At 41.9% G+C, this 25,984-nt stretch carries 29 protein-coding genes; 19 read left to right on the top strand and 10 right to left on the bottom strand.

Annotated features, from left to right (window positions below; all coding sequences use genetic code 11):
• Positions 1-44: 44 nt before the first annotated feature.
• The 3 genes from V8G47_RS09785 (at position 45) to V8G47_RS09775 (ending at position 3,217) form a co-directional block, all read left to right on the top strand.
• Positions 45-1,382 (top strand): cytochrome ubiquinol oxidase subunit I, encoded by a 1,338-nt coding sequence (locus V8G47_RS09785; RefSeq protein WP_336199946.1) that lies wholly within the window; start codon positions 45-47, stop codon positions 1,380-1,382.
• A 59-nt stretch (positions 1,383-1,441) separates the two neighbouring features.
• A complete protein-coding gene (locus V8G47_RS09780; RefSeq protein WP_336199945.1) occupies positions 1,442-2,455 on the top strand; it encodes a cytochrome d ubiquinol oxidase subunit II in 1,014 nt (337 codons plus the stop codon).
• Between the two features lie 102 nt (positions 2,456-2,557).
• Positions 2,558-3,217: a potassium channel family protein gene (locus V8G47_RS09775; RefSeq protein WP_336199944.1), complete on the top strand. Its 660-nt coding sequence runs from the start codon at positions 2,558-2,560 to the stop codon at positions 3,215-3,217.
• A 46-nt stretch (positions 3,218-3,263) separates the two neighbouring features.
• On the opposite strand, the gene rnjA is transcribed toward V8G47_RS09775, so the two are convergent.
• A complete protein-coding gene (gene rnjA, locus V8G47_RS09770; RefSeq protein ID WP_336199942.1) occupies positions 3,264-4,931 on the bottom strand; it encodes a ribonuclease J1 in 1,668 nt (555 codons plus the stop codon).
• A gap of 3 nt (positions 4,932-4,934) precedes the next feature.
• On the bottom strand, positions 4,935-5,141 hold the full coding sequence (locus V8G47_RS09765) for a DNA-dependent RNA polymerase subunit epsilon (protein ID WP_034756052.1): 207 nt from the start codon (positions 5,139-5,141) through the stop codon (positions 4,935-4,937).
• Positions 5,142-5,792: 651 nt separating this feature from the next.
• Here V8G47_RS09765 and V8G47_RS09760 point away from each other — a divergent pair.
• Positions 5,793-6,566 (top strand): Cof-type HAD-IIB family hydrolase, encoded by a 774-nt coding sequence (locus tag V8G47_RS09760; RefSeq protein ID WP_336200053.1) that lies wholly within the window; start codon positions 5,793-5,795, stop codon positions 6,564-6,566.
• 51 nt (positions 6,567-6,617) lie between these two features.
• On the opposite strand, the gene def is transcribed toward V8G47_RS09760, so the two are convergent.
• On the bottom strand, positions 6,618-7,172 hold the full coding sequence (def, locus tag V8G47_RS09755; protein ID WP_336199941.1) for a peptide deformylase: 555 nt from the start codon (positions 7,170-7,172) through the stop codon (positions 6,618-6,620).
• Between the two features lie 330 nt (positions 7,173-7,502).
• Between def and V8G47_RS09750 the strand changes: the two genes are divergently transcribed.
• From V8G47_RS09750 to lpdA, 5 genes are all read left to right on the top strand, one after another.
• Positions 7,503-8,162, top strand: a complete 660-nt coding sequence (locus V8G47_RS09750; protein ID WP_336199940.1) for a YkyA family protein — start codon at positions 7,503-7,505, stop codon at positions 8,160-8,162.
• A 464-nt stretch (positions 8,163-8,626) separates the two neighbouring features.
• The gene (pdhA, locus tag V8G47_RS09745) at positions 8,627-9,742 is read left to right on the top strand and encodes a pyruvate dehydrogenase (acetyl-transferring) E1 component subunit alpha (RefSeq protein WP_336199939.1); all 1,116 of its coding nucleotides are present in this window, start codon (positions 8,627-8,629) and stop codon (positions 9,740-9,742) included.
• Between the two features lie 3 nt (positions 9,743-9,745).
• On the top strand, positions 9,746-10,723 hold the full coding sequence (locus V8G47_RS09740; RefSeq protein WP_336199937.1) for an alpha-ketoacid dehydrogenase subunit beta: 978 nt from the start codon (positions 9,746-9,748) through the stop codon (positions 10,721-10,723).
• Positions 10,724-10,877: 154 nt separating this feature from the next.
• Positions 10,878-12,215, top strand: a complete 1,338-nt coding sequence (locus V8G47_RS09735; RefSeq protein ID WP_336199936.1) for a dihydrolipoamide acetyltransferase family protein — start codon at positions 10,878-10,880, stop codon at positions 12,213-12,215.
• 4 nt (positions 12,216-12,219) lie between these two features.
• Entirely contained in the window at positions 12,220-13,629 is a 1,410-nt protein-coding gene (gene lpdA, locus V8G47_RS09730) for a dihydrolipoyl dehydrogenase (protein WP_034756034.1), read from the top strand.
• Between the two features lie 114 nt (positions 13,630-13,743).
• On the opposite strand, the gene V8G47_RS09725 is transcribed toward lpdA, so the two are convergent.
• Positions 13,744-14,130 (bottom strand): small peptidoglycan-associated lipoprotein, encoded by a 387-nt coding sequence (locus tag V8G47_RS09725; RefSeq protein ID WP_336199935.1) that lies wholly within the window; start codon positions 14,128-14,130, stop codon positions 13,744-13,746.
• Positions 14,131-14,420: 290 nt separating this feature from the next.
• On the opposite strand from V8G47_RS09725, the gene V8G47_RS09720 reads away from it, so the two are divergent.
• The 3 genes from V8G47_RS09720 to V8G47_RS09710 all read left to right on the top strand — a co-directional run bounded on the left by V8G47_RS09720 (position 14,421) and on the right by V8G47_RS09710 (position 15,922).
• The gene (locus V8G47_RS09720; RefSeq protein ID WP_336199934.1) at positions 14,421-14,669 is read left to right on the top strand and encodes a hypothetical protein; all 249 of its coding nucleotides are present in this window, start codon (positions 14,421-14,423) and stop codon (positions 14,667-14,669) included.
• Between the two features lie 65 nt (positions 14,670-14,734).
• Entirely contained in the window at positions 14,735-15,574 is an 840-nt protein-coding gene (locus V8G47_RS09715; protein WP_336199933.1) for a polysaccharide deacetylase family protein, read from the top strand.
• A 228-nt stretch (positions 15,575-15,802) separates the two neighbouring features.
• Positions 15,803-15,922 (top strand): GapA-binding peptide SR1P, encoded by a 120-nt coding sequence (locus tag V8G47_RS09710; RefSeq protein WP_082051137.1) that lies wholly within the window; start codon positions 15,803-15,805, stop codon positions 15,920-15,922.
• 92 nt (positions 15,923-16,014) lie between these two features.
• Here the strand turns inward: V8G47_RS09710 and V8G47_RS09705 are convergent, their stop codons facing one another.
• Positions 16,015-17,484: an aminotransferase class I/II-fold pyridoxal phosphate-dependent enzyme gene (locus V8G47_RS09705; protein ID WP_336200052.1), complete on the bottom strand. Its 1,470-nt coding sequence runs from the start codon at positions 17,482-17,484 to the stop codon at positions 16,015-16,017.
• Positions 17,485-17,976: 492 nt separating this feature from the next.
• On the opposite strand from V8G47_RS09705, the gene V8G47_RS09700 reads away from it, so the two are divergent.
• Both V8G47_RS09700 and V8G47_RS09695 read left to right on the top strand, forming a co-directional pair.
• The gene (locus V8G47_RS09700; protein WP_336199932.1) at positions 17,977-18,933 is read left to right on the top strand and encodes an NAD(P)H-dependent flavin oxidoreductase; all 957 of its coding nucleotides are present in this window, start codon (positions 17,977-17,979) and stop codon (positions 18,931-18,933) included.
• A gap of 28 nt (positions 18,934-18,961) precedes the next feature.
• Entirely contained in the window at positions 18,962-19,234 is a 273-nt protein-coding gene (locus V8G47_RS09695; protein WP_034756022.1) for a UPF0223 family protein, read from the top strand.
• A gap of 60 nt (positions 19,235-19,294) precedes the next feature.
• On the opposite strand, the gene V8G47_RS09690 is transcribed toward V8G47_RS09695, so the two are convergent.
• Positions 19,295-19,915, bottom strand: a complete 621-nt coding sequence (locus V8G47_RS09690) for a YktB family protein (RefSeq protein ID WP_336199931.1) — start codon at positions 19,913-19,915, stop codon at positions 19,295-19,297.
• Between the two features lie 179 nt (positions 19,916-20,094).
• Here V8G47_RS09690 and V8G47_RS09685 point away from each other — a divergent pair, with 179 nt between their 5' ends.
• Positions 20,095-20,289 (top strand): hypothetical protein, encoded by a 195-nt coding sequence (locus tag V8G47_RS09685; protein WP_034756016.1) that lies wholly within the window; start codon positions 20,095-20,097, stop codon positions 20,287-20,289.
• Between the two features lie 222 nt (positions 20,290-20,511).
• Positions 20,512-21,309: an inositol monophosphatase family protein gene (locus V8G47_RS09680; protein WP_336199930.1), complete on the top strand. Its 798-nt coding sequence runs from the start codon at positions 20,512-20,514 to the stop codon at positions 21,307-21,309.
• Between the two features lie 50 nt (positions 21,310-21,359).
• Here the strand turns inward: V8G47_RS09680 and V8G47_RS09675 are convergent, their stop codons facing one another.
• Positions 21,360-21,545, bottom strand: coding sequence for a YlaF family protein (locus V8G47_RS09675; RefSeq protein WP_336199929.1), 186 nt, complete (start codon positions 21,543-21,545; stop codon positions 21,360-21,362).
• Positions 21,546-21,833: 288 nt separating this feature from the next.
• Here V8G47_RS09675 and typA point away from each other — a divergent pair, with 288 nt between their 5' ends.
• Both typA and V8G47_RS09665 read left to right on the top strand, forming a co-directional pair.
• On the top strand, positions 21,834-23,672 hold the full coding sequence (typA, locus tag V8G47_RS09670) for a translational GTPase TypA (protein WP_336199928.1): 1,839 nt from the start codon (positions 21,834-21,836) through the stop codon (positions 23,670-23,672).
• A 23-nt stretch (positions 23,673-23,695) separates the two neighbouring features.
• A complete protein-coding gene (locus V8G47_RS09665) occupies positions 23,696-24,004 on the top strand; it encodes a YlaH-like family protein (protein ID WP_034755992.1) in 309 nt (102 codons plus the stop codon).
• A gap of 43 nt (positions 24,005-24,047) precedes the next feature.
• Here the strand turns inward: V8G47_RS09665 and V8G47_RS09660 are convergent, their stop codons facing one another.
• Together V8G47_RS09660 and V8G47_RS09655 are read right to left on the bottom strand one after the other, a co-directional pair.
• Positions 24,048-24,488, bottom strand: a complete 441-nt coding sequence (locus V8G47_RS09660; RefSeq protein ID WP_336199927.1) for a hypothetical protein — start codon at positions 24,486-24,488, stop codon at positions 24,048-24,050.
• A complete protein-coding gene (locus V8G47_RS09655) occupies positions 24,478-24,678 on the bottom strand; it encodes a YlaI family protein (RefSeq protein ID WP_336199926.1) in 201 nt (66 codons plus the stop codon). Before V8G47_RS09655 ends, V8G47_RS09660 begins: the two co-directional genes overlap by 11 nt.
• A 173-nt stretch (positions 24,679-24,851) precedes the next feature.
• Between V8G47_RS09655 and V8G47_RS09650 the strand changes: the two genes are divergently transcribed.
• On the top strand, positions 24,852-25,307 hold the full coding sequence (locus V8G47_RS09650; protein ID WP_336199925.1) for a pyridoxamine 5'-phosphate oxidase family protein: 456 nt from the start codon (positions 24,852-24,854) through the stop codon (positions 25,305-25,307).
• A gap of 51 nt (positions 25,308-25,358) precedes the next feature.
• On the opposite strand, the gene V8G47_RS09645 is transcribed toward V8G47_RS09650, so the two are convergent.
• Positions 25,359-25,961: a YhcN/YlaJ family sporulation lipoprotein gene (locus V8G47_RS09645; protein ID WP_336199924.1), complete on the bottom strand. Its 603-nt coding sequence runs from the start codon at positions 25,959-25,961 to the stop codon at positions 25,359-25,361.
• Positions 25,962-25,984: the final 23 nt, after the last annotated feature.

The raw sequence follows: 25,984 nt of genomic DNA, 5'->3' as shown, positions 1-25,984 counted from the left end.
AGAGCTGTTTACGATAAAAAGTAATTCGGTAGGGGGAGTAAAGAATGGTTTTGGATAGTGTGATTTTAAGCAGGATGCTCACGTCGACAACCCTTGCATTCCATATTATTTTTGCAACGATTGGGGTAGGGGTTCCGGTTATGATATCCATAGCGGAGTTCATGGGAATCAAACGAAATGATCCTCATTACCTTTTGCTGGCACGAAGATGGGCGAGGGGATTTACGATTACGGTGGCAGTCGGGGTGGTGACCGGTACTGCGATCGGGCTTCAGCTGTCCTTGTTATGGCCTTCTTTTATGCAGGTCGCCGGACAGGTGATTGCCTTGCCTTTATTCATGGAGACTTTTGCGTTTTTCTTCGAGGCCATCTTTTTGGGGATATATCTTTATACGTGGGATCGATTCAAGAATAAATGGATTCACTGGCTGCTGACGATACCGGTGATGATCGGTTCTTCGGCTTCAGCCCTTTTCATCACGACGGTGAACGCATTCATGAATACGCCACAGGGATTCGAATTGGAAAATGGAAAAGCAATTAATATCGATCCGATTGCAGCGATGCTGAATCCGGCGACACCAACCAAAGTGTTTCACGTGCTGACTACGGCGTACTTAACATCTGCCCTCATTCTGGCAGCGATCACAGCATTTGCTATCCTCCGTAAAAAGGGAGGGGACTATCATAAGAAAGCCCTTCGGTTAACGATGGTATCTGCGTTGATTTTCGCTTTTGGTTCAGCTTTGGCAGGGGATTTATCGGCCAAGTTCCTGGCTGAATATCAGCCTGAGAAACTTGCGGCGGCAGAGTGGCATTTTGAGTCAGAAGAGAATGCCGATTTAATCGTTTTCGGGACGCTTGATGAAAACAATGAAGTCCATAATGAGATACGATTACCAGGTTTCCTGAGCTTCCTGGCGGGGAGTTCGTTTGATACAGAGGTCATCGGGTTGAATGAATTTCCGGAAGACGAACGGCCGCCTTTATGGGTACATTACTTGTTTGATTTGATGGTGTCCATCGGGTTTTACAGTATCTTCATTGCTGGGGCATTTATCTTATTCTGGAAATGGAAAAAACGGAATGAATGGAATAAAGGATTGCTATGGGGGATTGTTGCAAGTGGGCCGCTTGCGATGCTTGCCATCGAATTTGGCTGGATTTACGCCGAGGTCGGACGGCAGCCATGGATTTTGCGTGGTTATATGAAGGTGGCAGAGGCGGCAACAAAGGCAGACGGGGTTGGCTTGACGTTCGCTCTCTTTGTGGGTCTCTATATACTCCTCGGCATCCTGTGTGTCACTGTATTGATTAAAATGTTTAAAAATAAGCCGGCAGAGGCTGAATTGGAACAACGATTTCCTGAAAAAGCGAGTTAGATTTTGAGGCTTCTTATAAACAAGGGGCCAGCTGATTTTGTTAAGGGGGAGGAATGAATATGAGTCTGGAAATCGTGGGGATCACCGTCCTGTGGATTTTTCTTTATGGTTATCTGATAGTGGCTTCGATTGATTTTGGAGCCGGCTTCTTCGCCTTTTACGGCAGGATGAAAGGAAAAGAGCATACGTTAAATGTGTTGATCAGTCGATATCTTTCTCCTGTATGGGAAGTGACGAACGTCTTCTTTGTCTTCTTTTTTGTCGGTTTGGTCGGGTTTTTTCCTGACGCAGCCTATTACTATGGGACGGCATTATTGCTTCCGGGGAGTATCGCGATAATATTACTTGCCATCAGGGGGAGCTTTTATGCTTTCGGAAATTACGGATCCAAAGACAATATCGTCTATCTGTTTTTATACGGCGCAACAGGGTTACTGATCCCGGCTTCACTGTCTACGGCATTGACCATTTCAGAAGGAGGCTTTTTGGAAGAGCAGGGTGATAAGGTGGTATTCCTGGCCCGTGAATTGTTTACGAGTCCTTATTCATGGAGCGTGGTCGTCCTGTCCATCGTATCGGTCTTATTCATCAGTGCCACATTCCTGACCTATTATGCCAATCGTGCCGGGGATATGGATTCAAGAGAAGAACTGAGAAAGTTTTCACTATTCTGGAGCCCGCCAACGATTTTAGCTAGTTTACTGGTGTTCGTATCTTTAAGAGAACATAATCCCGAGCATTTCAATAGCGCCATCGAAATCTGGTGGATGTTCGGTTTATCCCTTGTCTGCTTTCTTGGCGCTTCATTTTTTATCTTTAGGAGAAAGAGTTTTGGCCTGGCGTTCATCCTGGTCATGCTGCAATTCTTCTTTGCGTTCTTTGGCTACGGGGCGTCACATTTACCATATATCTTGAAACCGTTTATCACGGTTGAAACGAGTGTCACGAATCCAACGATGGGGATGGCACTGGTCGTAGTCTTTATCGCAGGACTGTTATTGCTGATTCCCTCTCTATATCTCTTGATGAGACTTTTCTTATTTGATGCGGATTACGTTAAAGGAAACAAGTGACGGGTTGGAACTTAAATGAAATACCAAAAAGGAAAGGGAGAAATGTCATTTTCTCCTTTTTTTTATGCTAAAATATAGATTATAGAGACTTCGGGGGGATGCATGGTGAAAAAAGAGTTTGTAGTTATTGGCTTGGGCCGGTTTGGCGGGAGTATCGTTCGATCATTGACGGATCAAGGCATGGAGGTCATGGCCATTGATCAGGACGAGGACAAAGTGAATGAATTTTCTTCCATCGCTTCACATGCCGTTGTAGCGGATTCAACCGACGAATCCGTATTGAAGAGCCTGGGAATCCGCAATTTCGATCATGTCATTGTCGCGATTGGAGATGATATCCAGTCCAGTGTACTAACGACATTGATGTTAAAGGAAATCGGAGTCAAGAAAATTACCGTGAAAGCACAAAATGATTATCATGAAAAGGTCCTCCGTAAAATTGGAGCGAACCAGGTCGTTCATCCGGAGAGGGATATGGGAAGAAGGATTGCTCATAATATCATTTCAAATAATGTGCTGGATTATCTGGAATTGTCAGATGAACATTCGATCGTGGAGATTGTCGCGAGTGAACATCTGAGTGGAAACTCCCTTATCGATTTGGATATCCGTGCTCAATTCGGAATCAATATCGTGGCGATAAAGCGGGAAAAAGACATCATCGTTTCCCCACAAGCCGAGGAACAGATCCGGGTAGGCGACATCCTTATTGTCATTGGTGCCGATACGGATATTAACCGGTTTGAAAAAAAGGTATTATAAAACGAAAGAAGAGGCTGACCCATTTGGGTCAGCCTCTTATGCTTTATTATACTTCCATGATAATTGGTAGGATCATCGGGCGACGTTTCGTTTTTTCGTATAAGAATGGAGCAAGTGTATCCGTGATTTCATTCTTGATTTCTGACCATTGGGACGTTCTTCTTTCAAGCACTTTGTTCAAGTGTTTAGAAATGAGCGTCTGTGCTTCATTAATAAGGTCGCCTGATTCACGCATGTAGACGAATCCTCTTGAAATAAGGTCCGGGCCGGAAGCGATCTTGAAATCCTTCATGTCGATGCTTACAACGACGATCACAAGGCCTTCTTCTGAAAGGATGCGGCGGTCACGAAGGACGATATTACCGATGTCACCGATTCCGCTTCCATCGATATAGACGTTTCCAGAAGGGATCTTCCCGGCTACCTGTGCGGAGTCATTGCTTAATGCAAGGACTTCACCGTTATCCATGATGAAACAGTTTTCCGGTTGGACGCCACAATCGACACCAAGCGAAGCGTGCATCTTCTGCATACGGAACTCACCGTGTATCGGCATAAAGAAGGTTGGATTCATCAGGCGAAGCATCAGCTTCATCTCTTGCTGTCCACCGTGACCGGATGTATGGATATCACTTAATGGTCCATGGATGACTTCTGCACCGGCACGATATAAAAGGTTGATCGTACGGTTGACACTGATTGTGTTCCCCGGAATTGGTGAAGAAGAGAAGACAACGGTGTCACCCGGCTGAATCTGGATTTGACGGTGGGTACCGTTTGCGATCCTTGATAATGCCGCCATCGGTTCACCTTGTGAACCTGTACAAAGAATAGCCACTTCATTCGCTGGAAGGCGATTGATCTGGTTATGCTCAATGAATGTATCCTTAGGTGCGTTGATATATCCTAATTCTTGTCCAATCGTGATGGCTGCTTCCATACTTCTGCCGAAAACAGCAACCTTTCTGTTGTGGAACACTGCGGCTTCAACCACTTGTTGAAGACGGTGAATATTCGAAGCGAAAGTAGCAAAGATGACTCTTCCGTCCACTTTGCGGAAAATATCATTGATGCTTTCTCCGACTTTGCGTTCTGACATCGTGAAGTTTGGAACTTCGGCATTTGTACTGTCAGACAGTAGGCAAAGAACGCCTTCTTTTCCGATTTCAGCCATTTTGGTTAAGTTCGCGGGTTCACCAACCGGCGTGAAATCGAATTTGAAGTCACCTGTATGCACAACATTCCCAGGTGGTGTTTTGACAACGATTCCGTAAGAATCAGGGATACTGTGTGTCGTTCTGAAGAAGGTTACAGATGTTTTGCGGAATTTCACTACATCATCTTCCTGGATGACATTTAATTTCGCATTACGTAATAACCCGTGCTCTTCAAGCTTATTCTTAATAAGACCAAGTGCAAGCTTCCCACCGTATATTGGGATGTTTAACTCGCGAAGTAAATATGGGATTCCTCCGATATGATCTTCGTGTCCGTGAGTGACGAAGAGTCCCTTGATTTTATCTGCATTCTTCACGAGATACGTGTAATCAGGGATTACGTAATCGATACCGAGCAGTTCGTCCTCAGGGAATTTGATTCCTGCATCGATCAGGATAATTTCGTCTTGGAATTGTACGCCGTATGTGTTTTTACCGATTTCACCTAAACCGCCAAGGGCAAATACAGCGGTTTGGTCATTCTTTACAAATTTCATTGATTATTGCTCCATCTCGAAAGAATGGTGGTTTTTTTCATACTCTAAAAAAGCGCCCTCAAGCTTTTGTACGAATTCGATGTTATACGGTTTGTCTTTTAAATTCAGGCGTACTTCACGTTCTGATTCTGCTTCCATGTAAAGAGATTGAGTGCATTCGCGAACAGGCACTTCTGCTTTACTTTCTTGATAAAATACTTTAAAAATCATTTTTCTCTCTCCTTATCCGTTTTCAAAAAATCTAACTTTCATCTATGATAAAAAAGTTATCAACTACATTTACATTAACTTATATAATAGCCTATCATTTCTATAGGAACGAATCATTCAGTTATGTATGTATTAAATTATATAGGATTCTCCCGTGTAAATAAAGCTTTTGAATAATCCTGTATTAAATCTTGACAAAGATAGAAGAGGGACCAATGCCAATGGAGGAAAAGCTCACTAGTGGCGTCAGTCCCTTATTCATTGTGCAATTGTATGTCAGTATGTCCGATTGTCATGCATTTTAATAGCGTTTCCCCTTTAATTGTTTCCTGAGAAACAGGGGGGTTATGCAATCGTTTTTTTTCTAAGCAATTCTTTCCACTGTTTTAAAAGCTTTTTCCTGAGCTTCTTTAACATGGTGGATCACTCCTTATTAATAGTTTACCGAGATTTTCCTTTGAAGTAAAGGAACAATAATACGGACGTCTCTGTTGTGTTACTTATATTGTACGGAAATAATGGAATCTCTTACATGGTTAAGTTTGGTAAATGGATCTGTCCGACTGTCTTCATTGACATTTTTCTTGTAAAGGATTACTTTAAACAACGAGTAAAATAGAATCGCAAATGAATATTTTGAAAAGGAGAACGATCATGTCTAAAATAGTTTTCTTTGATATAGACGGCACGCTGCTTGATCACGATAAAAAACTGCCACAGGCCACAAAAGAGGCCATCCGGACACTGCAGGCAAACGGAACGTATGTTGCGATCGCGACTGGAAGGGCCCCATTTATGTATGAAAGTTTAAGAGAGGAATTGGGGATAGAGTCTTTCGTATCTTTTAATGGGCAGTATGTGGTTTTTGAAAATGAAGTAATATACACGAATCCCCTGCAAGTTGAAACATTGGAAGAATTATTAGAGGATGCGTATACAAAGGAACATCCTGTCGTTCATTTGAATCATGAAACGATGAAATCGAACCATGAGCATCATGAATATATCGAGAAGAGTATGAACAGCTTGAAGTTTCCCCACCCGGGATTTGCCCCTGATTTTTATAGAGGAAGGGACATCTATCAATCCCTGCTATTCTGCACAAAGGAAGAGGAGGACTTTTATCGGGAGAAATATAAAGACTTCACGTTTATCCGCTGGCACCAATACTCCATGGATATTCTACCGAGAGGCGGTTCAAAAGCAGAGGGAATCAAAAAGATGATCGCGAAGCTTGGATTCAACATGGAAGATGTCTATGCTTTCGGGGACGGACTGAACGATATCGAGATGATCCAATCCGTCGGAACCGGTGTTGCAATGGGCAATGCCGTACAGGAAGTCCAAAAACATGCAAATTTGATTACTAAGCACGTGGATGATGGTGGAATCTACCACGGATTAAAGGAACTTGAATTGATCTAGGACATGCTAAAAAAGACTCCCACTTGCTATCTGTGGGAGTCTTTTTTGGGTTTATCGTTCAATGGCAATGGCATCGGGGATCGGCTCAAACGGATTAGAAGGATTGATGTGGTCATAGAACATGATACCATTCAGGTGGTCGATTTCATGTTGGAATACGATTGCCGGCAGACCTTTGAGACGAAGCTTTACTTCATTGCCGTCCACATCCCAGCCCCTTATCGTCACTCTTGCATATCGGGGTACGAAGCCCGGTACGTTCCGATCGACGGATAAACAGCCTTCCCCGGAAGTTAAATAGGCTTTCTCTATGGAATGGCTGATGATTTTCGGATTGAATAATGCGTAGCTGTATAATTTCCCCTGATTGTCTGTAACGTTGACGGCAAGCATCCGTTTTGAAATATTGATTTGAGGCGCTGCAAGGCCGATACCAGGTCTCAATCCATATTTGGCGGCCGTTTCGGGATCCTGGCTGTTTATTACATATTCCAATAAACTTCTCAAGGTTTCCCGGTCTTCTTCCGATGGCGGGATGGGTACTTCCTTAGCTACCATGGTTAATGTGGGGTGACCCTCACGGATGATGTCATTCATCGTAATCATTGTTTTTCCTCCTAGGATACATAGAGATAGAAACAGCTGGCCCCGTTCATTCAGAACACAAAAAAGACAGGGCCATCCAAATTGATCCCTTCTCTACTTTACGTATTAAGATAATCTATTATGTATGGTACTAGTTTATCATTTTCCTTAGAAAAAGTTAATGAATGAGATTTGATAATAACAGGAATACCCGGTGGCAAATAGACATAATGATTTTAATAGGGAGAATAGTCCAATCGACATTTTTTTCCACAGTTGTAAATCCCTATTGTCAAAAGATGTAGACATAGATATAGTAGAAGGTGGTAAATAGTTAAGGGGGATCTTGTTGTGTCGAAATTTCGTTTTGCTTTCATTTTAGGAGCCGCTATTTTTGTATTAATGGGTTGTGTCGGTGGTTCTTCACCTGAGGAAAATGTGTATAAGGTTCTTGAAGAAACCGTGGCCAAAGAAAGTCAATATGTTAAAGTTCAGAAGCCTCTTCAAGAGTTGGAAGAAAAGGAGCAAGAAATCTATACGAAAATCATGGATCTTGGAATGAAAGAGTTTGACCAGATTGTAAAGCTTTCCGATGAAGCTCTGGACAACATCGATAAGAGAAAAGAGAAAATCGAAAAAGAACGTGAGTCCATGAGTGAAGCTAAGAAAGAGTTTGCTAAAGCAGACGAATATATTGATGATTTGGAAAGTGATGACCTAAAAAAAGATGCGGAAAAGCTGAAAAAAACGATGGAAGAACGTTATCAGCTACATGAAAAGCTAACAACTTCTTACTTAAAGGCCCTTTCTCTTGATAAAGAACTGTATAATATGTTCAAAAAGAAAGACCTTACGATGGAAGAGCTTGAGAAGCAGATTTCCTCCATTAATGAACAATACGAAAAAATAGTGAAGTTCAATGGGGACTATAATACAAAGACAGAGGAATTCAATAAACTTAAACAAGAATTTTACTCAAAGGCAGAACTTGATGTCAAAGAGTCGGAATAAACGGTACATATAAGATGAAGGGAGGCGTAAAGCCCTCCTTCATCTTTTTTACGTTTTAAGGCTGGCCGTTGGTGTCTTACTCTATAACAGATCTGTCATAAGGATATGTTTATATATAACAGGGTGTTTCCAGGTATTAATACAGTTTTGAAAATTTATGGTAGATCTTTTCGAAAAGATTGGAAAGAAACAAGAATTTATAATACTTTGTCGTTGACTAACTGATTTTTAATATTGTAAAATAAGATAGGTATTCATGAATTGTATTAGTCGATAATAATTTCTGACTAATACAGATAAACTCGAAAGTAATTTCGGGTTTTCTTTCTTGGTATTTGTGGAAAACTACTTATAGTGTGTGTTTTTCCACGGGTATTGTGGTAGGTCATACTGAATTTGGGTAATCTAAACTATGTATGTAAAAAAACCAAAATAAATGTATAAAGAAAGGATAGGTGACTTCGATGGCTTCTAAATCAAAGAAGGCACAATTCGATGCAGTTAAGACGCTCGAGCAAATTGAAGACAAGTTTGAAATGTTCCAAATTTTGAACGAAGAAGGCGAAGTAGTGAACGAAGATGCTATGCCGGAGATCTCTGATGAGGATCTTCAGGAATTAATGCGTCGCATGGTTTACACTCGTATTCTAGATCAAAGATCAATCTCACTGAATCGTCAGGGACGATTAGGTTTCTATGCACCAACAGCTGGACAGGAGGCATCTCAGATTGCTTCTCATTTCGCACTTGAGAAGGAAGACTGGATCCTTCCTGGATACCGTGATGTTCCACAAATCATCTGGCACGGTCTTCCACTTGCAAAAGCATTCTTATTCTCACGCGGACATTTCCAAGGTAACCAGGCTCCAGAGGGGGTAAATGTATTATCACCACAAATCATCATCGGTGCTCAATACATTCAAACTGCCGGTGTGGCACTTGGCCTTAAAAAACGTGGTAAGAAAGCAGTTGCCATTACGTATACAGGAGACGGTGGATCTTCACAAGGTGATTTCTATGAGGGAATCAACTTTGCAGGTTCTTATGCAGCTCCTGCGATCTTCGTCGTACAAAATAACCAATTTGCAATTTCTACTCCTCGCGATAAGCAAACGGCAGGACGCACGATTGCTCAAAAAGCGGTTGCTGCAGGTATCCCTGGTATCTTAGTTGATGGTATGGATCCGTTAGCGGTTTATTCCGCCACTTTAGAAGCGCGTAACCGTGCAGTGAATGGGGAAGGTCCTTCACTGATCGAAACACTTTGCTATCGTTATGGTCCACATACAATGGCTGGTGATGATCCAACTCGTTACCGTACATCAGAAATGGATACAGATTGGGAAAAGAAAGATCCATTGGTACGTTTCCGTAAATTCCTTGAAGGTAAAGGACTATGGAGTGAAGAGAAAGAAAACGAAGTGATCGAAGAAGCAAAAGACGATATCAAAAAAGCAATCAAGGAAGCAGATTCAGCTCCAAAACAAAAAGTGACTGACTTCATCAACAACATGTATGAAGAACTTCCTTATAACCTAAAAGAACAATTAGAAATCTACAAAGAAAAGGAGTCGAAATAAGCCATGGCGCAAATGACAATGATTCAAGCGATCACTGATGCACTGCGCACAGAACTACGCAACAACGAAGACGTTTTAGTTTTTGGTGAAGACGTAGGTCTAAACGGTGGTGTATTCCGTGCAACGGAAGGGCTTCAGAAAGAATTCGGTGAAGACCGTGTATTCGATACTCCACTAGCAGAATCAGGAATCGGTGGTTTAGCAATCGGTTTAGCATTAGAAGGGTACCGTCCAGTACCGGAAATCCAGTTCTTCGGTTTCGTATATGAAGTAATGGATTCAGTAAGCGGACAAATGGCGCGTATGCGTTACCGTTCAGGTGGTACGTATACATCACCTATCACAATCCGTTCCCCATTTGGTGGTGGAGTACATACTCCAGAACTTCATGCGGACAGCTTAGAAGGTTTGATGGCTCAACAACCTGGTCTTAAAGTGGTTATCCCATCAACTCCATACGACGCTAAAGGACTTTTAATTTCATCGATCCGTGATAATGACCCTGTCATTTTCTTAGAGCATATGAAATTATACCGTTCATTCCGTCAAGAGGTTCCTGAAGAGGAATACACAATTGAACTTGGTAAAGCAGATGTAAAACGTGAAGGTAAAGACCTTACGATCATCTCTTACGGAGCTATGGTACACGAATCACTGAAAGCTGCAGATGAGCTTGAAAAAGAAGGTCATTCAGTTGAAGTAATCGATCTTCGTACTGTAAGTCCACTGGACATTGACACGATCATGGCATCTGTTGAGAAAACAAATCGTGCCATCGTGGTTCAGGAAGCTCAAAAGCAAGCTGGAATCGCAGCGAACGTTGTAGCTGAAATCAATGACCGTGCGATCCTTAGCCTGGAAGCACCAGTTCTTCGTGTAGCGGCACCGGATACAGTGTTCTCTTTCTCTCAAGCAGAGCCTATCTGGTTACCAAACCACAAAGACGTCATCGAAACGGCGAAAAAAGTACTTAATTTCTAATTGGTAGGAGCTAAAAGGCTCCTCCATTGATAGATAAATAAAAACAGAAGGGTACACCACCCTTCTCTTTTCCAATTATAGATATAAGAAATAGAGACAGATATAACCAAACATTCATCTATATATTCATTATTCAATACAGGAGGTCGAGTCCATGTCATTCGAATTCAAATTACCAGACATTGGTGAAGGTATTCATGAAGGTGAAATCGTCAAGTGGTTTGTAAAGCCAGGCGATAAAGTGGAAGAAGACGATGTACTATGTGAAGTGCAAAACGATAAAGCTGTTGTTGAGATTCCTTCTCCGGTAGCAGGAACGGTTGAAGAACTTCTTGTTGACGAAGGTACTGTAGCAGTTGTAGGCGATACTCTTATCAAGTTCGATGCACCTGGTTATGAGGACCTGCAATTCAAAGGTGGAGAAGAAGATAAGAAAGAAGAAAAAGCCGAAGAGAAGACGGAAGGTCAAGTTCAAGCAACTGCAGAACAAGGCCAGGACGTAAAGAAAGAAGCTTCTCCAGAAGCTTCTGAAGAGAAATCCGATGCAGAAGTTGACCCTAATAAGCGAGTGATCGCTATGCCTTCAGTACGTAAGTATGCAAGGGAAAACGGTGTTGAAATCCGTCAAGTATCAGGTTCAGGTAAAAATGGACGTGTGGTGAAGGAAGATATCGATGCATTCCTAAGTGGAGACAGCAAGCCTGCTTCTACCCAGGAAGAAGCGAAAACAGAAGAAAAAGCACCAGCATCAGAATCTAAACCATCTGCACCTAAAGCTCCTGAAGGTGAATACCCTGAAACTCGTGAGAAAATGAGTGGAATGCGTAAAGCGATTGCGAAAGCAATGGTGAACTCAAAACATACAGCTCCTCACGTAACGTTGATGGACGAAATCGATGTAACAAAACTTTGGGCCCACCGCAAGAAGTTCAAGGAAGTTGCAGCTGAAAAAGGTGTGAAATTGACTTTCCTACCTTACATCGTCAAAGCATTGACAAGTGCATTACGCGAGTATCCAGCTCTGAACACATCCATTGATGATGCAACAAGCGAAATCGTACAAAAACATTATTACAATATCGGTATCGCTGCTGATACGGATAAAGGTCTATTAGTACCGGTTGTGAAAAATGCAGACCGTAAGTCCATGTTCTCCATTTCAAATGAAATCAATGAACTGGCTGGAAAAGCACGTGATGGTAAACTTTCAGGCGATGAAATGAAAGGTGCATCTTGCACAATCACGAATATCGGTTCTGCCGGCGGACAATGGTTCACTCCGGTCATCAACCATCCAGAGGTTGCCATCCTTGGTGTTGGACGCATTGCAGAAAAACCTGTGGTTAAAAATGGTGAAATTGTAGCGGCACCTGTGTTAGCATTATCATTGAGCTTCGATCACCGTATGATTGACGGAGCTACTGCTCAACATGCACTTAACCATATCAAGCGTTTGTTGAACGATCCAGAATTATTATTAATGGAGGCGTAATACAATGGTAGTAGGAGATTTCCCAATTGAAACAGATACAATCGTAGTCGGTTCAGGTCCCGGAGGATATGTAGCTGCAATCCGTGCAGCTCAACTCGGACAAAAAGTGACAATCATCGAAAAAGAAAACATGGGTGGAGTATGCTTGAATGTTGGCTGTATCCCATCCAAAGCTCTTATCACAGCAGGTCACCGTTTCCATCAGGCGCAACACTCTGATGATATGGGGATCGTCGCTGAAAACGTAAAAGTGAATTTCGATAAAGTTCAAGAATGGAAAGCTGGAGTTGTTAAGAAATTAACCGGCGGTGTTGAAGGACTTCTTAAAGGGAATAAAGCTGAAATCGTTCGCGGTGAAGCTTATCTTGTAGATGCCAATACGCTACGTGTCATGGACGACAACTCAGCTCAAACATACAAGTTCAATAACTTGATCCTTGCAACTGGTTCACGTCCGATTGAAATTCCAAGCTTCAAATTCTCTAAGCGCGTGCTTGATTCTACAGGCGCACTTGCATTAGAAGAAATTCCAAGCAAGCTTGTTGTCATCGGTGGAGGGTATATCGGAACCGAGCTTGGTACTGCTTATGCCAATCTTGGATCAGAAGTAACGATCTTGGAAGGTGCCGACGATATCCTTAGCGGATTCGAAAAGCAAATGACATCTGTCGTGAAAAAAGAACTTAAGAAAAAAGGCGTTGAAGTTGTAACGAAAGCTATGGCTAAAGGCGTTGAAGAAAGTGACAGCGGAGTCGTTGTTAAATATGAAGTGAAGGGCGAAGAGAAATCGGTTGAAGCTGATTACGTTCTAGTAACGGTTGGCCGTCGTCCAAACACTGATGAAATCGGTCTTGAAGAAGTTGGAATAGAGATGACAGACCGCGGAGTTATCAAAATTGATAAACAATGCCGTACGAACATCCCGAACATCTTCGCGATCGGTGATATCGTTGATGGACCACCACTTGCTCACAAAGCTTCTTATGAAGGTAAGATCGCTGCAGAGGTTATCTCAGGAGAGCCTGCAGAAATCGATTACCTTGGTATCCCGGCTGTCTGCTTCACAGATCCTGAACTGGCAACAGTAGGTTATTCCGAAGCAGAAGCGAAAGAAGAAGGCATTGAAGTAACTGCTGCCAAATTCCCATTTGCAGCAAATGGACGTGCTTTAGCTCTTAATGCAAGTGATGGCTTTATGAAGCTTGTCACTCGTAAAGAAGACGGTTTAATTATCGGTGCTCAAATTGTTGGTTCTGGTGCATCTGACATGATCGCTGAATTAGGACTTGCAATCGAATCCGGAATGACAGCTGAAGATGTTGCCATGACGATTCATGCTCACCCGACTTTAGGTGAAATTTCCATGGAAGCAGCAGAAGTTGCAATGGGAAGCCCGATTCACATTATCAAATAATAGGCATGACAAAAGGATGATCCCATCATAGGGATCATCCTTTTTATTATGGAAAAGAAAAAGGGGTCGAAGCGTATATGGCTTCGGTCCCCGGTCATTAAATCATGCATTTTGTCACCAGGTTTGTACGGCTCTGGAAACAGGCTTGATTATATTTTCTTTAGACTTATGCCCCTCCACTTTACATATGATCTGATTATTCTCTACCACAACGATCGCTGGAGAAGCGGGTGGTGTATCAGCGATATCATTTGTCGTCTTCGCGTTTAGACTAACAACTTTCAGCTGCTTAAAGTGATCCGGATATCGTTTTTTAAGCTCAATGATGGCATCGTAATATGGTATTTCCCTCGAAACATTTCTTTCATCCGTAAAAAAAATCACCTGTTTTTCTATAAATTGATTCTGTGCCAAAACCACTTTATTGGATGAGAAATCATCACACGAAGTCAAAATCAGCATAGTGGAAGTAAGTATCGCAAAAGCTAATATATGTTTCATACATCATCCTCTTTTCTTAAACGATGCTATGAACGTGGAATTGTAAATTTGCAAATGAATTACTCTTTAACGTATCTTACGTCACATTTTATCATAGGGGAAAATGAAAAAGCGCCAAGTCATAAAAATGTTACAAAATTGAAAAGTCATACATAATGAAAGTCATCTTAAAAGAATATACTATGTTAATACAATGATTTTGATTGAAAAAGATATATAAGAGCCATCCGAGAGTTTTTATTAAAGTGGGACGGGTAAATGTAAATAAATCTATTAAAGGATGTTTTATCATGAAATCGTACATCGCTTTTTTGGTCCAAATGATTTTATGGAGCGTGTTTTCAATAGCTGAATGGATTTCTGAAAAAGATCATGTAGAATATAAATGGATTATGTTTGTCCTGTTTTTTTACCTTGCTTTTATGGCTGCAAGGAAGATCGTTCAATCAAGAAGGCTTACGTTGTTTATCACTTCATTCAGTCTGACATGCTTTTTTGTTTTTAAAATGGCGTTTGAAAATATATTGGAAATATTTTAATTCTTTCCCAGATTCTCTTTAGAATATGTTAAAATATTCAAAGTGAATACGGAAAGGTGAGAGACATGAAAAAGATTTTGGCATCCGGATTAACCCTCCTGCTCCTGACTGCTTGCGGTAGTGAACAAACGGGGTCCAGCCACGAAGCTGAAAAATCCAACAAGACTGAAGTGAAAGAAGTGGATCAGAAGCAGAGTGAAGGACCAGACACTGAAGTGTCAGAAAGCGAAACAAAAGAGAAGGAAGAACCTTCAAAAGAAGTGGTACAGACCAAGGATTATAAGATAAATGAGGCCAATTGGAGCATCGAACCAATCGATGAAGCCAATCCTAAAGTGGTCCTCCTGACGATTGATGATGCACCCGATCAACATGCACTGCAAATGGCTAAAGACCTAAAAGAGTTGAAAGCACCAGCCATTTTCTTTGTAAACGGTCATTTCCTTGATACGCCTGAGGAAAAAGAAACGTTAAAAAAGATTCATGATCTTGGATTTATGATTGGGAATCATACATATAGTCACAGCAGTTTAAGAGATCTTTCCCCGGAAGAGCAAAAAGAAGAAATCCTCTCTGTCAGTGACCTTGTGGAATCCATCACAGGAGAGAGGCCGCAATTTTTCAGGGCACCTTTCGGCCAAAATACAGATTTCAGCCGCGAGCTTGCAGCTAAAGAAAAGATGTCCTTGATGAATTGGACTTACGGATATGATTGGGAAAAGCAATATCAAAATAAAGCAGCGATTACGGATATCATGGTAAACAGTCCATATTTGAATGACGGAGCGAATCTCCTCATGCATGATCGTACATGGACGAGTGAAGCGCTGATGGACATTGTAAAAGGCCTTCGTGCAAAGGGGTATGAAACACTGGATCCCCACCGCATTAAAACAATAGAATAATGCTTATAGATGCATAAATGAGTCACTTCATTTATGCATCTTTTTTAAAATTCCACATATTTGGGAAGGCCCTTACATACACTCTTATGATTAAAAGTATGATTGATTGTGAGGATATAAAGTTAAATATGTTATACAATTTAGGCTTGATATTTTAAATGTGTTATATTATTATAGAAACAGATAAGATAAAGCGTTTACAAAACCACTTAAAGGAGAGGAAACAAGATGGGAACAATTGTATGTCAATCATGCCTGGGTACTATTGAGCATTATGAAGATGAGAAGGTTTCTGTTTTATTCTCTAACTGCTGTGACTGCAACGACGATAAAGAATTAGATGATTAATGCCTGCTAAGGGGAGCGGGTATGAATAGCGTCTTGAAGGGGTTCTTATAAATAAAAAGGATGAAGAAGGGCACCCTTCTTCATCCTTTTTTTCATCGGATGGCCCGATGCTCTTTGATGACTCTTAAATGTCGTAAATCATAGTCTTCTGGCCCTTGTACTGGCAGACCTGCTTCTATATTGGTTTTGATATAATGGATGTTTTCCTGAGTGATGATCTCCCCTGGAATGAATATAGGAATTCCGGGAGGGTAGACCATGATGAACTCAGCGATGGTCCTTCCAACGGAATCATCAATCGGAATGACTTCGGTATCAGCATAAAAAGCGTCCCTCGGTGTAATGGATAGAACAGGAATATCAGGCAGCATCACTTTAACCGGTGTCATCTCGCCTTGATTCTTAAGGCTCGTAACCAGTTCTTTTAAAGCAGTGACCAATTGGTTTCCTTCATATTCAGTGTCACCAGGTGTGATGATGCAGAGGATATTATACAGGTCAGACATTTCAACCTCGATATTATGAGCTTCTCTTAACCACTTTTCCGCATCGAAACCACTGATCCCAAGATCCTTCACGGACACAATAAGTTTGGTTGGATCATACGCATAGGTGGCTTTCGTTCCAAGAATTTCTTCCCCTACACAGTATAAACCTTCAATCTCGTTGATTTGCTTTCTCATACTCTGTGAGAGTTCGATCGTCTTGGTGATGAGCTCCCGTCCTTCAGTAGCAAGTCGTTTTCTTGCAACATCAAGGGATGCTAGTAGTAAGTATGACGTGGAAGTCGTCGTCAGCATGCTTAAAATGGTCTGTACACGCTTAGCAGAGACGAGTCCTTCTTTCATATTGAGAACCGAGCTTTGAGTCATGGATCCCCCGAGCTTATGAACACTCGTAGCTGCTAAATCAGCACCTGCCTGCATGGCTGACAGGGGAAGTTCATCATGGAAGTGTATATGAACCCCATGAGCTTCATCGACCAGTACCGGAACATGATAAGAGTGGGCAATTTCCACAATTTTCTTTAGATCTGCGGAAATCCCGAAATAGGTTGGATTGATGACCAGTACACCTTTGGCATCGGGGTTTTGTTCCAAAGCCTTTGCAACGGCATCTGTCGTGATTCCGTGAGAGATTCCAAGATCCTCATCAATATCTGGGTGGATAAAGATAGGAGTGGCCCCTGAGAAAACAATCGCAGACATAACGGATTTATGCACGTTTCTTGGAACAATGATCTTGTCTCCAGGTCCGCATACACTCATGACCATCGTCATGATCGCTCCGCTCGTTCCCTGAACAGAGAAGAAAGTATGATCGGCACCGAATGCCTCGGCAGCCAAATCCTGAGCTTCCTTGATCATCCCTTTAGGCTGATGAAGATCATCTAAAGGACCGATATTAATCAAATCAATGGAAAGTGCATTATCTCCTATGAATTCCTTAAAGGAAGGATCCATCCCTGCACCCTTCTTATGACCGGGAATATGAAACTGGACGGGATTTTTTTTACTATGTTCAATTAAGCCGGTAAACAACGGCGTTTCATTTTGAGACAATTCATTCAACACCTCTTTATATTCTTCATGGCACAATAAACCAACATGCATGCTAAAGATATCATTATATAGGATTCAAACCATCATTTCATACATTCTTACGATATTTTCAACAAACAAAAGAATTATAGCACTTAAGAAAATCTTTGCATAGTGACATACGCCCATGAAGATGTATTTTTTTTCATAGCACAAAAAAAAGAGAGAAGACCCCTGATTTTTGGCTCATTTCCGTCCAGTGTGAGAGTGACCGCCGGACCAAGCTCGCTTGGTCCGGCGGTCACTCTCACACTGGACGACCTTTCAGCAAAGCTGAAAGGCGGGTGAAACATCCGTTTCACCCGAATGAGCCAAAAATCCACCTAACTTATCAATTAAATGCATACAGCTCTCTCATCTAAGGCTGACCTTATCTCTTATGAATATACAACATACGAAAGAAAGGATTTCACCACCTCCATCCAGAATAAATGAATGAATGGAGGGATTCAAATGAAGTGGAAAACGAGGGTAACAGAATTATTGAACATTCAATATCCAATCATACAAGGGGGGCTTGCCCACCTGGCATATGCAGAACTGGCCGCAGCGGTGTCGAATGCAGGCGGCCTTGGCCAAATCACTGCCATGTCACTCGATGACCCTGAGCAGCTTCGTCATGAAATCAAAAAGGTAAGATCATTAACAGATCAACCGTTTGGAGTGAACTTTGCCATCGGTCAACATGGCCGCCCATTCAGCGGGTTTGTTGATATTGCCATTGAAGAAAAAGTGCCGGTCATCTCCGTTACAGGAGGAAACCCGACTCCCCTGTTTCAACAAATTGAAGGGAAAGATATGGTGAAGCTTGTATTGGTCGCATCAAAAAGACAGGCCCTGAAGGCTGAGGAGCTCGGTGCGGATGCCGTCATGGTCGTTGGACAAGAAGGGGGAGGACATTTGGGTAAGGATGACATCGGGACATTCGTCTTGATTCCACGTGTGGTGGATGCTGTATCCATCCCTGTCATCGCCTCGGGAGGTATTGGGGACGGACGTGGTCTGATGGCAGCCCTCAGCTTCGGCGCAGAGGGAGTCGAGATGGGGACGAGATTCATAGCGACAAAAGAGTGCGTCCACGCCTCAGACGTGTATAAACGTGCCTTGATTGAAGGGGACGAGAGTGGTACAGTAGTCATTAAACGATCTTTAGGTGCCCCGGCCAGAGCGATATCAAATTCTTGGACAAATCAAATCCTGGCTGCTGAAACATCGAATCCGGGATATGAAGGATTAAAGTCATACATAAGCGGCGAGGCGAATAAACGATATATCTACGATGGTGAAGTAGACGGAGGCTTTGCATGGGCAGGACAGGTGATGGGGTTGATCCAGGACATCCCTTCGGTTAAAGATCTCATCGAGCGAATGATTTCACAAGGTGAAGGTATTCGTGAAAAGTGGAATTAATACATCATCAAAGGAGTTGTAGTGTAAAATGGAATATCAATACCCCTTCGATATAGACTGGTCCACAGAGGAAGTCATCGACGTCATTGCCTTTTTCGAAGCGATTGAAAAGGCATATGAAAAAGGTGTTTCAAGAGAGGATCTGATGAATCGATATAAGCGATTTAAAGAAATCGTCCCTGGAAAAGCAGAAGAGAAAAGGATCTGCAATGAATTTGAAGAATCCAGTGGCTATTCTTCCTATCATGTAGTGAAAAAAATGAAAGAGCAGCAGGACGCTGCCAAAATATCGATGAATTAAAAGAACGACTGCCCTAAACGGCAGTCGTTCTTTCTGCATTATTCCCTACAGTTATATGGTTTAGTTCATTTTATAAAGGGGTAAAAGTGTTTCAAAGGCACTTTCAACTTCCTGGATCAATTCATCACCGGTCATCTTAATGGCAGAGTCACGATCCAGATGAAGTCCGCATAGAAGTTCAGCTTTCTTTACATTTTGAACTCTTTCAGTTAAAGCAATGAATTCATCTTGTGACAAAGAGGAGAAAGGTGTAGCATCCGGTTTAGTGTGATCTCCGGACCAAACAAAGTGACCGGGAATCATTGACCTGATCCTATCTGCATTTTCTTCGGCTTTCTTACCGAATTCAACTTTATTTGGAGCTTCATAGATCATTGCAAACCAAATAAATACATGGGTTTCCCATAACCCGATTTGGAAATGAGGATGTTTTTTGTACCCGCGTTTGTTGTTTGCAAAAGCAACCCAGGTGTCATCTGGAGGATTCACTGAGCGTCTTGCATGTTTCGCCACATGATAAAACATCTCATCACCGGTCAGGGCACTAAGAGCAGGTGCGAAATGTTCACCCAGGTAGTCCAGTTTTGGCCTGATCCGTTCTGCGATGGCCGTCATCCGGTCGTCGAGACCATCAATCTTAAAAACATTGAAATCATCTTTAGTGAAACCGTTAAATGTCATGTTATAACCTCCTTATTTCCACCAATATCTTACCATAAAGAGGTACAGGCTTGTAGCCAAATGAATTATCTATAGGTGTCTGCACATTTTAGTTACAAGATGAGAGGATATTTCATAACATGTAGTAAATATTATCAGAACACTCAGATAAATCGAAAACTCGGAAGGGGTGTATGGCCATGAAACAAGTAATGAACACTTCTAAAAAACGTGATGTCCAGCAGCAAAGAATGAACGTATTGAGACTTGAAATGGATTATGAATTAGCCGTATTGTTCGAAGCAATTCAAACGAAGAATACAGAAACCCAGACCAAGTCCAAGCAGAAACTTATGAGTATCAGGGAAGAACTAATGAAAATGAAGGCTTTATAGGGCAGATAACATTCAATGGTTTAAAGTATGCTGATAACAAAATCTACTTTTGAACGCGAGCTCATTGTGGTTGGAGAGTTCGCTTTTTTATGGGGAAATGACCTTACTTGGTTAAGGCTATTTTCTTGAATGAAATGGTTCCAGGAGTTAAGATTATCTGAAAAGATCATATTAGTAAAGACTACACTGATTTTCGCTAAGCATATTGGAGGCAAATAATACATGACAAATTGGACTGAACTAGATCAAAATGTTAGAGCATGGATACATGAAGCCGGTGAGAGGATTCGTCAGTCATTTAAAACCGAACTGAACATCAAAACGAAATCGAACCGAAATGACTTGGTCACCGATATGGATGAAGCGACTGAGCGATACTTTACTGAAAACATACGAACCCATTACCCCGATCATCAAATATTAGGTGAAGAAGGATATGGTGATGATTTTAAAGAATTATCGGGAATAACATGGATCATCGACCCCATCGATGGAACGATGAATTTCGTCCATCAGCAGAGAAACTTTGCCATTTCCATCGGGATTTACGATGGAGAGGAAGGGAAGTTAGGATACATATATGATGTGGTGCATGACGAGCTTTACTTTGCGAGTAAAGGTAAAGGTGTGTATATGAATGATGTGAAGCTTCCGAAGCTTGAACCCGTACCTGTTGAAGATGCGATTGTCGCATTGAATGCACTGTGGGTAACAAAGAACAAGCGTATTGATTCCTCCATTCTGGCTCCGCTCGTACAAGATGTAAGAGGGACCCGGTCCTATGGTTCAGCTGCGATGGAGCTTGCTTACGTGGCTTCAGGGAGGCTTGACGCATACTTAACAATGCGACTTGCCCCATGGGATTTCGCAGCCGGAAAGATTATGATCGAAGAGCTTGGTGGAGTGGTGACGGACCTTGATGGAAACCCGTTGAATCCATTAAACAAAAGCTCTGTCTTTGTCGGGAAGCCTGGCCTGCATGAAACCATTTTGACTGACTATCTTCATAGAAATAAGTAAATGAAAAAGGAGTGGCGGCCGTTGAATGGCCTCCACTCCTTTTCTTCGTACTACAATCTTCCTTCTTCTCTGTATTTCTTCTTGGTCTTAAAACCGAATCCCATCACAATGAATAAACAAATGATACTACCAGCTGCAAGCAATATGCTTTGTAAACTGATTGAAATGGCTATGCCCATCAGTGATACGGCCGCTAATATCGAAAAAAGTACAAAGATCCATTTTATATTTGCCATCCTGTAACCCCCAATATTGATAAACAATGATTCGTTCCCTAACAGATTGTCGCCGCAGCTTCGTATGCTGCCCATATTAAATTTTACCTATCCATTCAATAAATCGCAATGGGTTTCGGAGACAAGGAAGCAGATTATTCAAGTCGGTAAGGAAACTTTTAGCAAGAATGAATAGAGGATATGAAATATTTATTAGGGCTTTTGTCAATGCTGTGATATAATGGTCTAGTTGAACTGAAAAATACTATCTTTACACTATAAAGAAATCCAATATTCAGGAGTGGAAATATGAAATTAAGAAATGACCTTAGAAATATTGCTATTATTGCTCACGTTGACCATGGGAAAACGACATTAGTTGATGAGCTTTTAAAGCAATCTGGAATCTTCCGCGAAAACGAAACTGTTTCGGAACGTGCGATGGATTCAAATGATTTAGAAAGAGAACGCGGTATTACAATCCTTGCGAAAAATACGGCGATTCAATATAAAGATTCCCGAATCAATATCCTTGATACACCAGGGCATGCTGACTTCGGTGGAGAAGTAGAACGTATCATGAAAATGGTAGACGGTGTTTTACTGGTAGTGGATGCGTATGAAGGTTGTATGCCACAAACTCGTTTCGTTCTTAAGAAAGCACTGGAACAGAACCTTACACCAATCGTTGTTGTAAATAAAATCGACAAACCTTCAGCTCGTCCTGAAGAAGTAATCGATGAAGTATTGGAGTTATTCATTGAGTTGGATGCAAATGATGAGCAGCTTGAATTCCCGGTTGTCTATGCTTCTGCAATCAACGGAACGGCAAGTACAGATCCGGATCCTGAGAAACAGGATGAAAACATGCAGTGTTTATATGAGTCCATCATTGAGCACATTCCTGCACCGGTCGATAACTCTGAAGATCCACTGCAATTCCAGGTTGCACTTCTTGATTACAATGATTACGTAGGACGTATCGGAATCGGTCGTGTGTTCAGAGGAACGATGAAAGTCGGTCAACAGGTAGCACTGATGAAGCTTGACGGCACTGTTAAACAATTCCGTGTAACAAAGATCTTTGGTTTCTTCGGATTAAAACGTGAAGAAATCCAAGAGGCAAAAGCGGGTGACTTGATCGCAGTTTCCGGAATGGAAGATATCAACGTCGGTGAAACAGTTTGTCCGGTTGAACATCAGGATCAACTCCCGGTTCTTCGCATTGACGAACCTACCCTACAGATGACTTTCCTAGTGAACAACAGTCCATTTGCAGGTAGAGAAGGTAAATTTGTTACGTCAAGAAAGATAGAAGAGCGTTTACTGGCTCAGCTGCAAACAGATGTAAGTTTACGTGTTGAACCAACGGATTCACCTGATGCATGGACAGTTTCCGGCCGTGGAGAGCTTCATCTTTCCATCTTGATTGAAAACATGCGTCGTGAAGGCTACGAGCTGCAAGTATCGAAGCCACAGGTTATCATCAAAGAAATCGATGGCGTGAAAAGCGAGCCTGTAGAACGTGTTCAAATTGATATCCCTGAAGAATATATGGGAGGCGTAATCGAATCACTAGGTCAACGTAAAGGCGAAATGTTGGATATGGTAAACAATGGTAACGGTCAGGTCCGTTTAATGTTTATGGTTCCTGCACGTGGACTAATCGGTTATTCTACGGAGTTTATGACTCTTACTCGTGGATATGGTATCATCAACCACACATTCGAAGGCTATCAGCCACTGCAGAAAGGCCGCGTAGGCGGACGTCGTCAAGGTGTGCTTGTATCCATGGAGACTGGTAAAGCGTCCCAATATGGTATCATGCAGGTGGAAGACCGCGGTATCATCTTCGTTGAGTCCGGGACAGAAATTTATGGCGGAATGATTGTCGGAGAACATACAAGAGAAAATGATATTACCGTTAATATCACTAAGCTGAAACAGGCGACTAACGTACGTTCTGCAAATAAAGATCAAACTGTTACGATTAAAAAGGCAAGAATCATGACATTAGAAGAGTCCTTGGAATATTTAAATGATGATGAATATTGTGAAGTAACACCTGAATCAATCCGTCTTCGTAAAAAAATTCTTGATAAGAATGAACGCGAAAGAGCAGAAAAGAAAAATAAGGTTACTCAATAAACTAAGTGAAGGGGGAGTAGGAAATGGATGTAACAGAACGTTTGTCCTTTTTCGCATCCCTTTACCGGGTTGACCAGAACGCGGAAATGGGAATGTGGTTGCTTTATATAACCATAGTTGGGCTCTCAATCTTAGTTTATAAGCTCGGTTTTGCGAAAAAGCTGCCAGTCATGAAATCGATCCTGATTTATACTTTTCTCATACTCGGATGTACGGTGCTTACATTTCTCGGCATCTTTCTTCCGGTTGCTGAAGGGTTGGTCGTTGCGGCTTTAATCTTAGTGATTTACAAAATCCGTTTGACGAATGAAAAGAAAAAAGGCACATTTTAAGCAAAAAAAGCTGTAGTCCCTACATAAAGGACTACAGCTTTTTCTATTTGTGATTCGCCTTCGCAAAGAAGTGATAAAGTGGCGGGAGGCTTAATCCATACAGTAAATGTCCGATCGTCCAAAAGATGAGGGCCGTACCATCAAATAAACCGGGTACATCCTGAACGGCCAGATAAGAAAGGGGAAAATATAGAAAGACAGTGGGGAAGGTAAGCAGCATGGCAAGAATCCAGGCTCCCCTGCTTGTTACATTCAGCTTTTCCATCAGAAACACAAATACCAAACCGATCCCGCAGGAAATGAGTAAATGGAAAGAGAACTCCAGCCATTCGGGCAATGGAGATCCAAACAGTGGGATGAAGTCAACATTCAATAATAATACATATACTTTAATGCCGGTCAGTCCCTGTATCCACTTGAGGAATAAACCTAGTATTGTGCCTGAGATAATTCCGACGGCCGAACCTATTTGTTTAAAAGTCATCTTCGACTAAAGGTGAACGATAAAAACGGAAATTCCCCGTCGAAACACGTTTTTCTGTCTTCTCTTTAATGCGGTCATGACATTTCTCACACATATACGTGTGAATGGGTCTGTTACGCAGCTTTTTTGCCTGCAGGGAATAGTCGTCAATATTTTCAATTACTTCGCATAAAGCACATTTTACTCTCATTTTGTACACCTCTACTTGTTCTAATCATAACTCTGGTCATTTTAGTATATCATGTAGTGAGGCCAAACGCTTTACTTTACATTCTATTATGTCTTTAACAATTGAGTTTGGTATAGTAGAATCAAGATAATCACATGTAGACGTAGAGACAAAACGTCACCAGGGGGGATTGTATGGCTAATCAAGTAGAACCCAGCTTAATTCCTGCATTGTTTGATGAACTGCAATCAGAGCGATTCGTTACACTTGCTACCGTTGACCATGAAACACAAGGCCCCAATGTCAGTGCAATCTCGTGGATCTTTGCCAAAGACGAACATACGCTATTGTTTGCCGTGGATCAACGTTCAAGAATCGTCGAGAATATTAAAGGGAATCCGCTGGTTGTGGTGAACTTAATTGCGAATGAATCAACGTATTCGATTGGCGGAAGAGCTTCTGTGCACCATGAGAAGCTTCCTGGAGTGCCTTTGAAGCTTACCCTTTTTCAACTTGTCATCAATGAAGTGAGAGATGTCATGTTCTATGGATCGAAAATCTCCACAGAGCCTGTTTATGAGAAGACCTATGATAAAGCGGCTGCAGACCGTTTGGACACTCAAGTAATAGAAGCCATGAAAAAAGCTTAGCATCCTAAGCTTTTTCATGGCTTTTTCTCAATTTCAGATTAGGCTATACAATCAATCGATTTTATCGTATGTTTGATCTTCCTGTTTTTTTCTAAGCTGTTTTTCTTTTGCATTGTTCATTTTTTTCTTAGGTTCGTTCGGGGCATTCTCGGGATCGGTCTGCTTTAAAGACTTAGGGATTTCAGGCATCAATCTACCCGATATATCAGACAATTCATTCATGATGCCCTGAACCGGTTCGCCTCTTTGGATATCTTTACTGATCTCCTTCAATCGGGCATACAGGTCCGGATCGGCGATGACCATGGCCTCTGCACCGTATGGATCATTTTGAAGTGCTTCTGCGACAGAATATTTAATGGAACCGACCTGGGAACGCTCGACGTCCGAATCGATATCGATGCCTACAAATGCGTATTTGCCGATGACTACAGCTGTTGCATCTTTCACATCCGGTACACTTGTGGTCAGATCAACCAGATGCTTTGAAATTTGCTGTCCTGTCTTGCGTTGTACCTGTTGGATATTGCTATCCTGGACAGTGATTGGTTTATTATTTTTACTGTTTGCATCATTGTTATACCCGACCTCATTTTCGTTGGCGCATGCTCCAAGGATGATGGTAACCATAAAGAGAGAGATGAGCTTAAACATGTGAATACCTCCCGATTTAGAAT

The sequence above is a fragment of the Rossellomorea sp. LJF3 genome (assembly GCF_037046045.1).
In the GTDB taxonomy this organism is placed as follows: Bacteria; Bacillota; Bacilli; order Bacillales; family Bacillaceae_B; genus Rossellomorea.
Note: the sequence above shows the minus strand (reverse complement) of the source record. Positions and strands in the feature narration are given on the sequence as shown.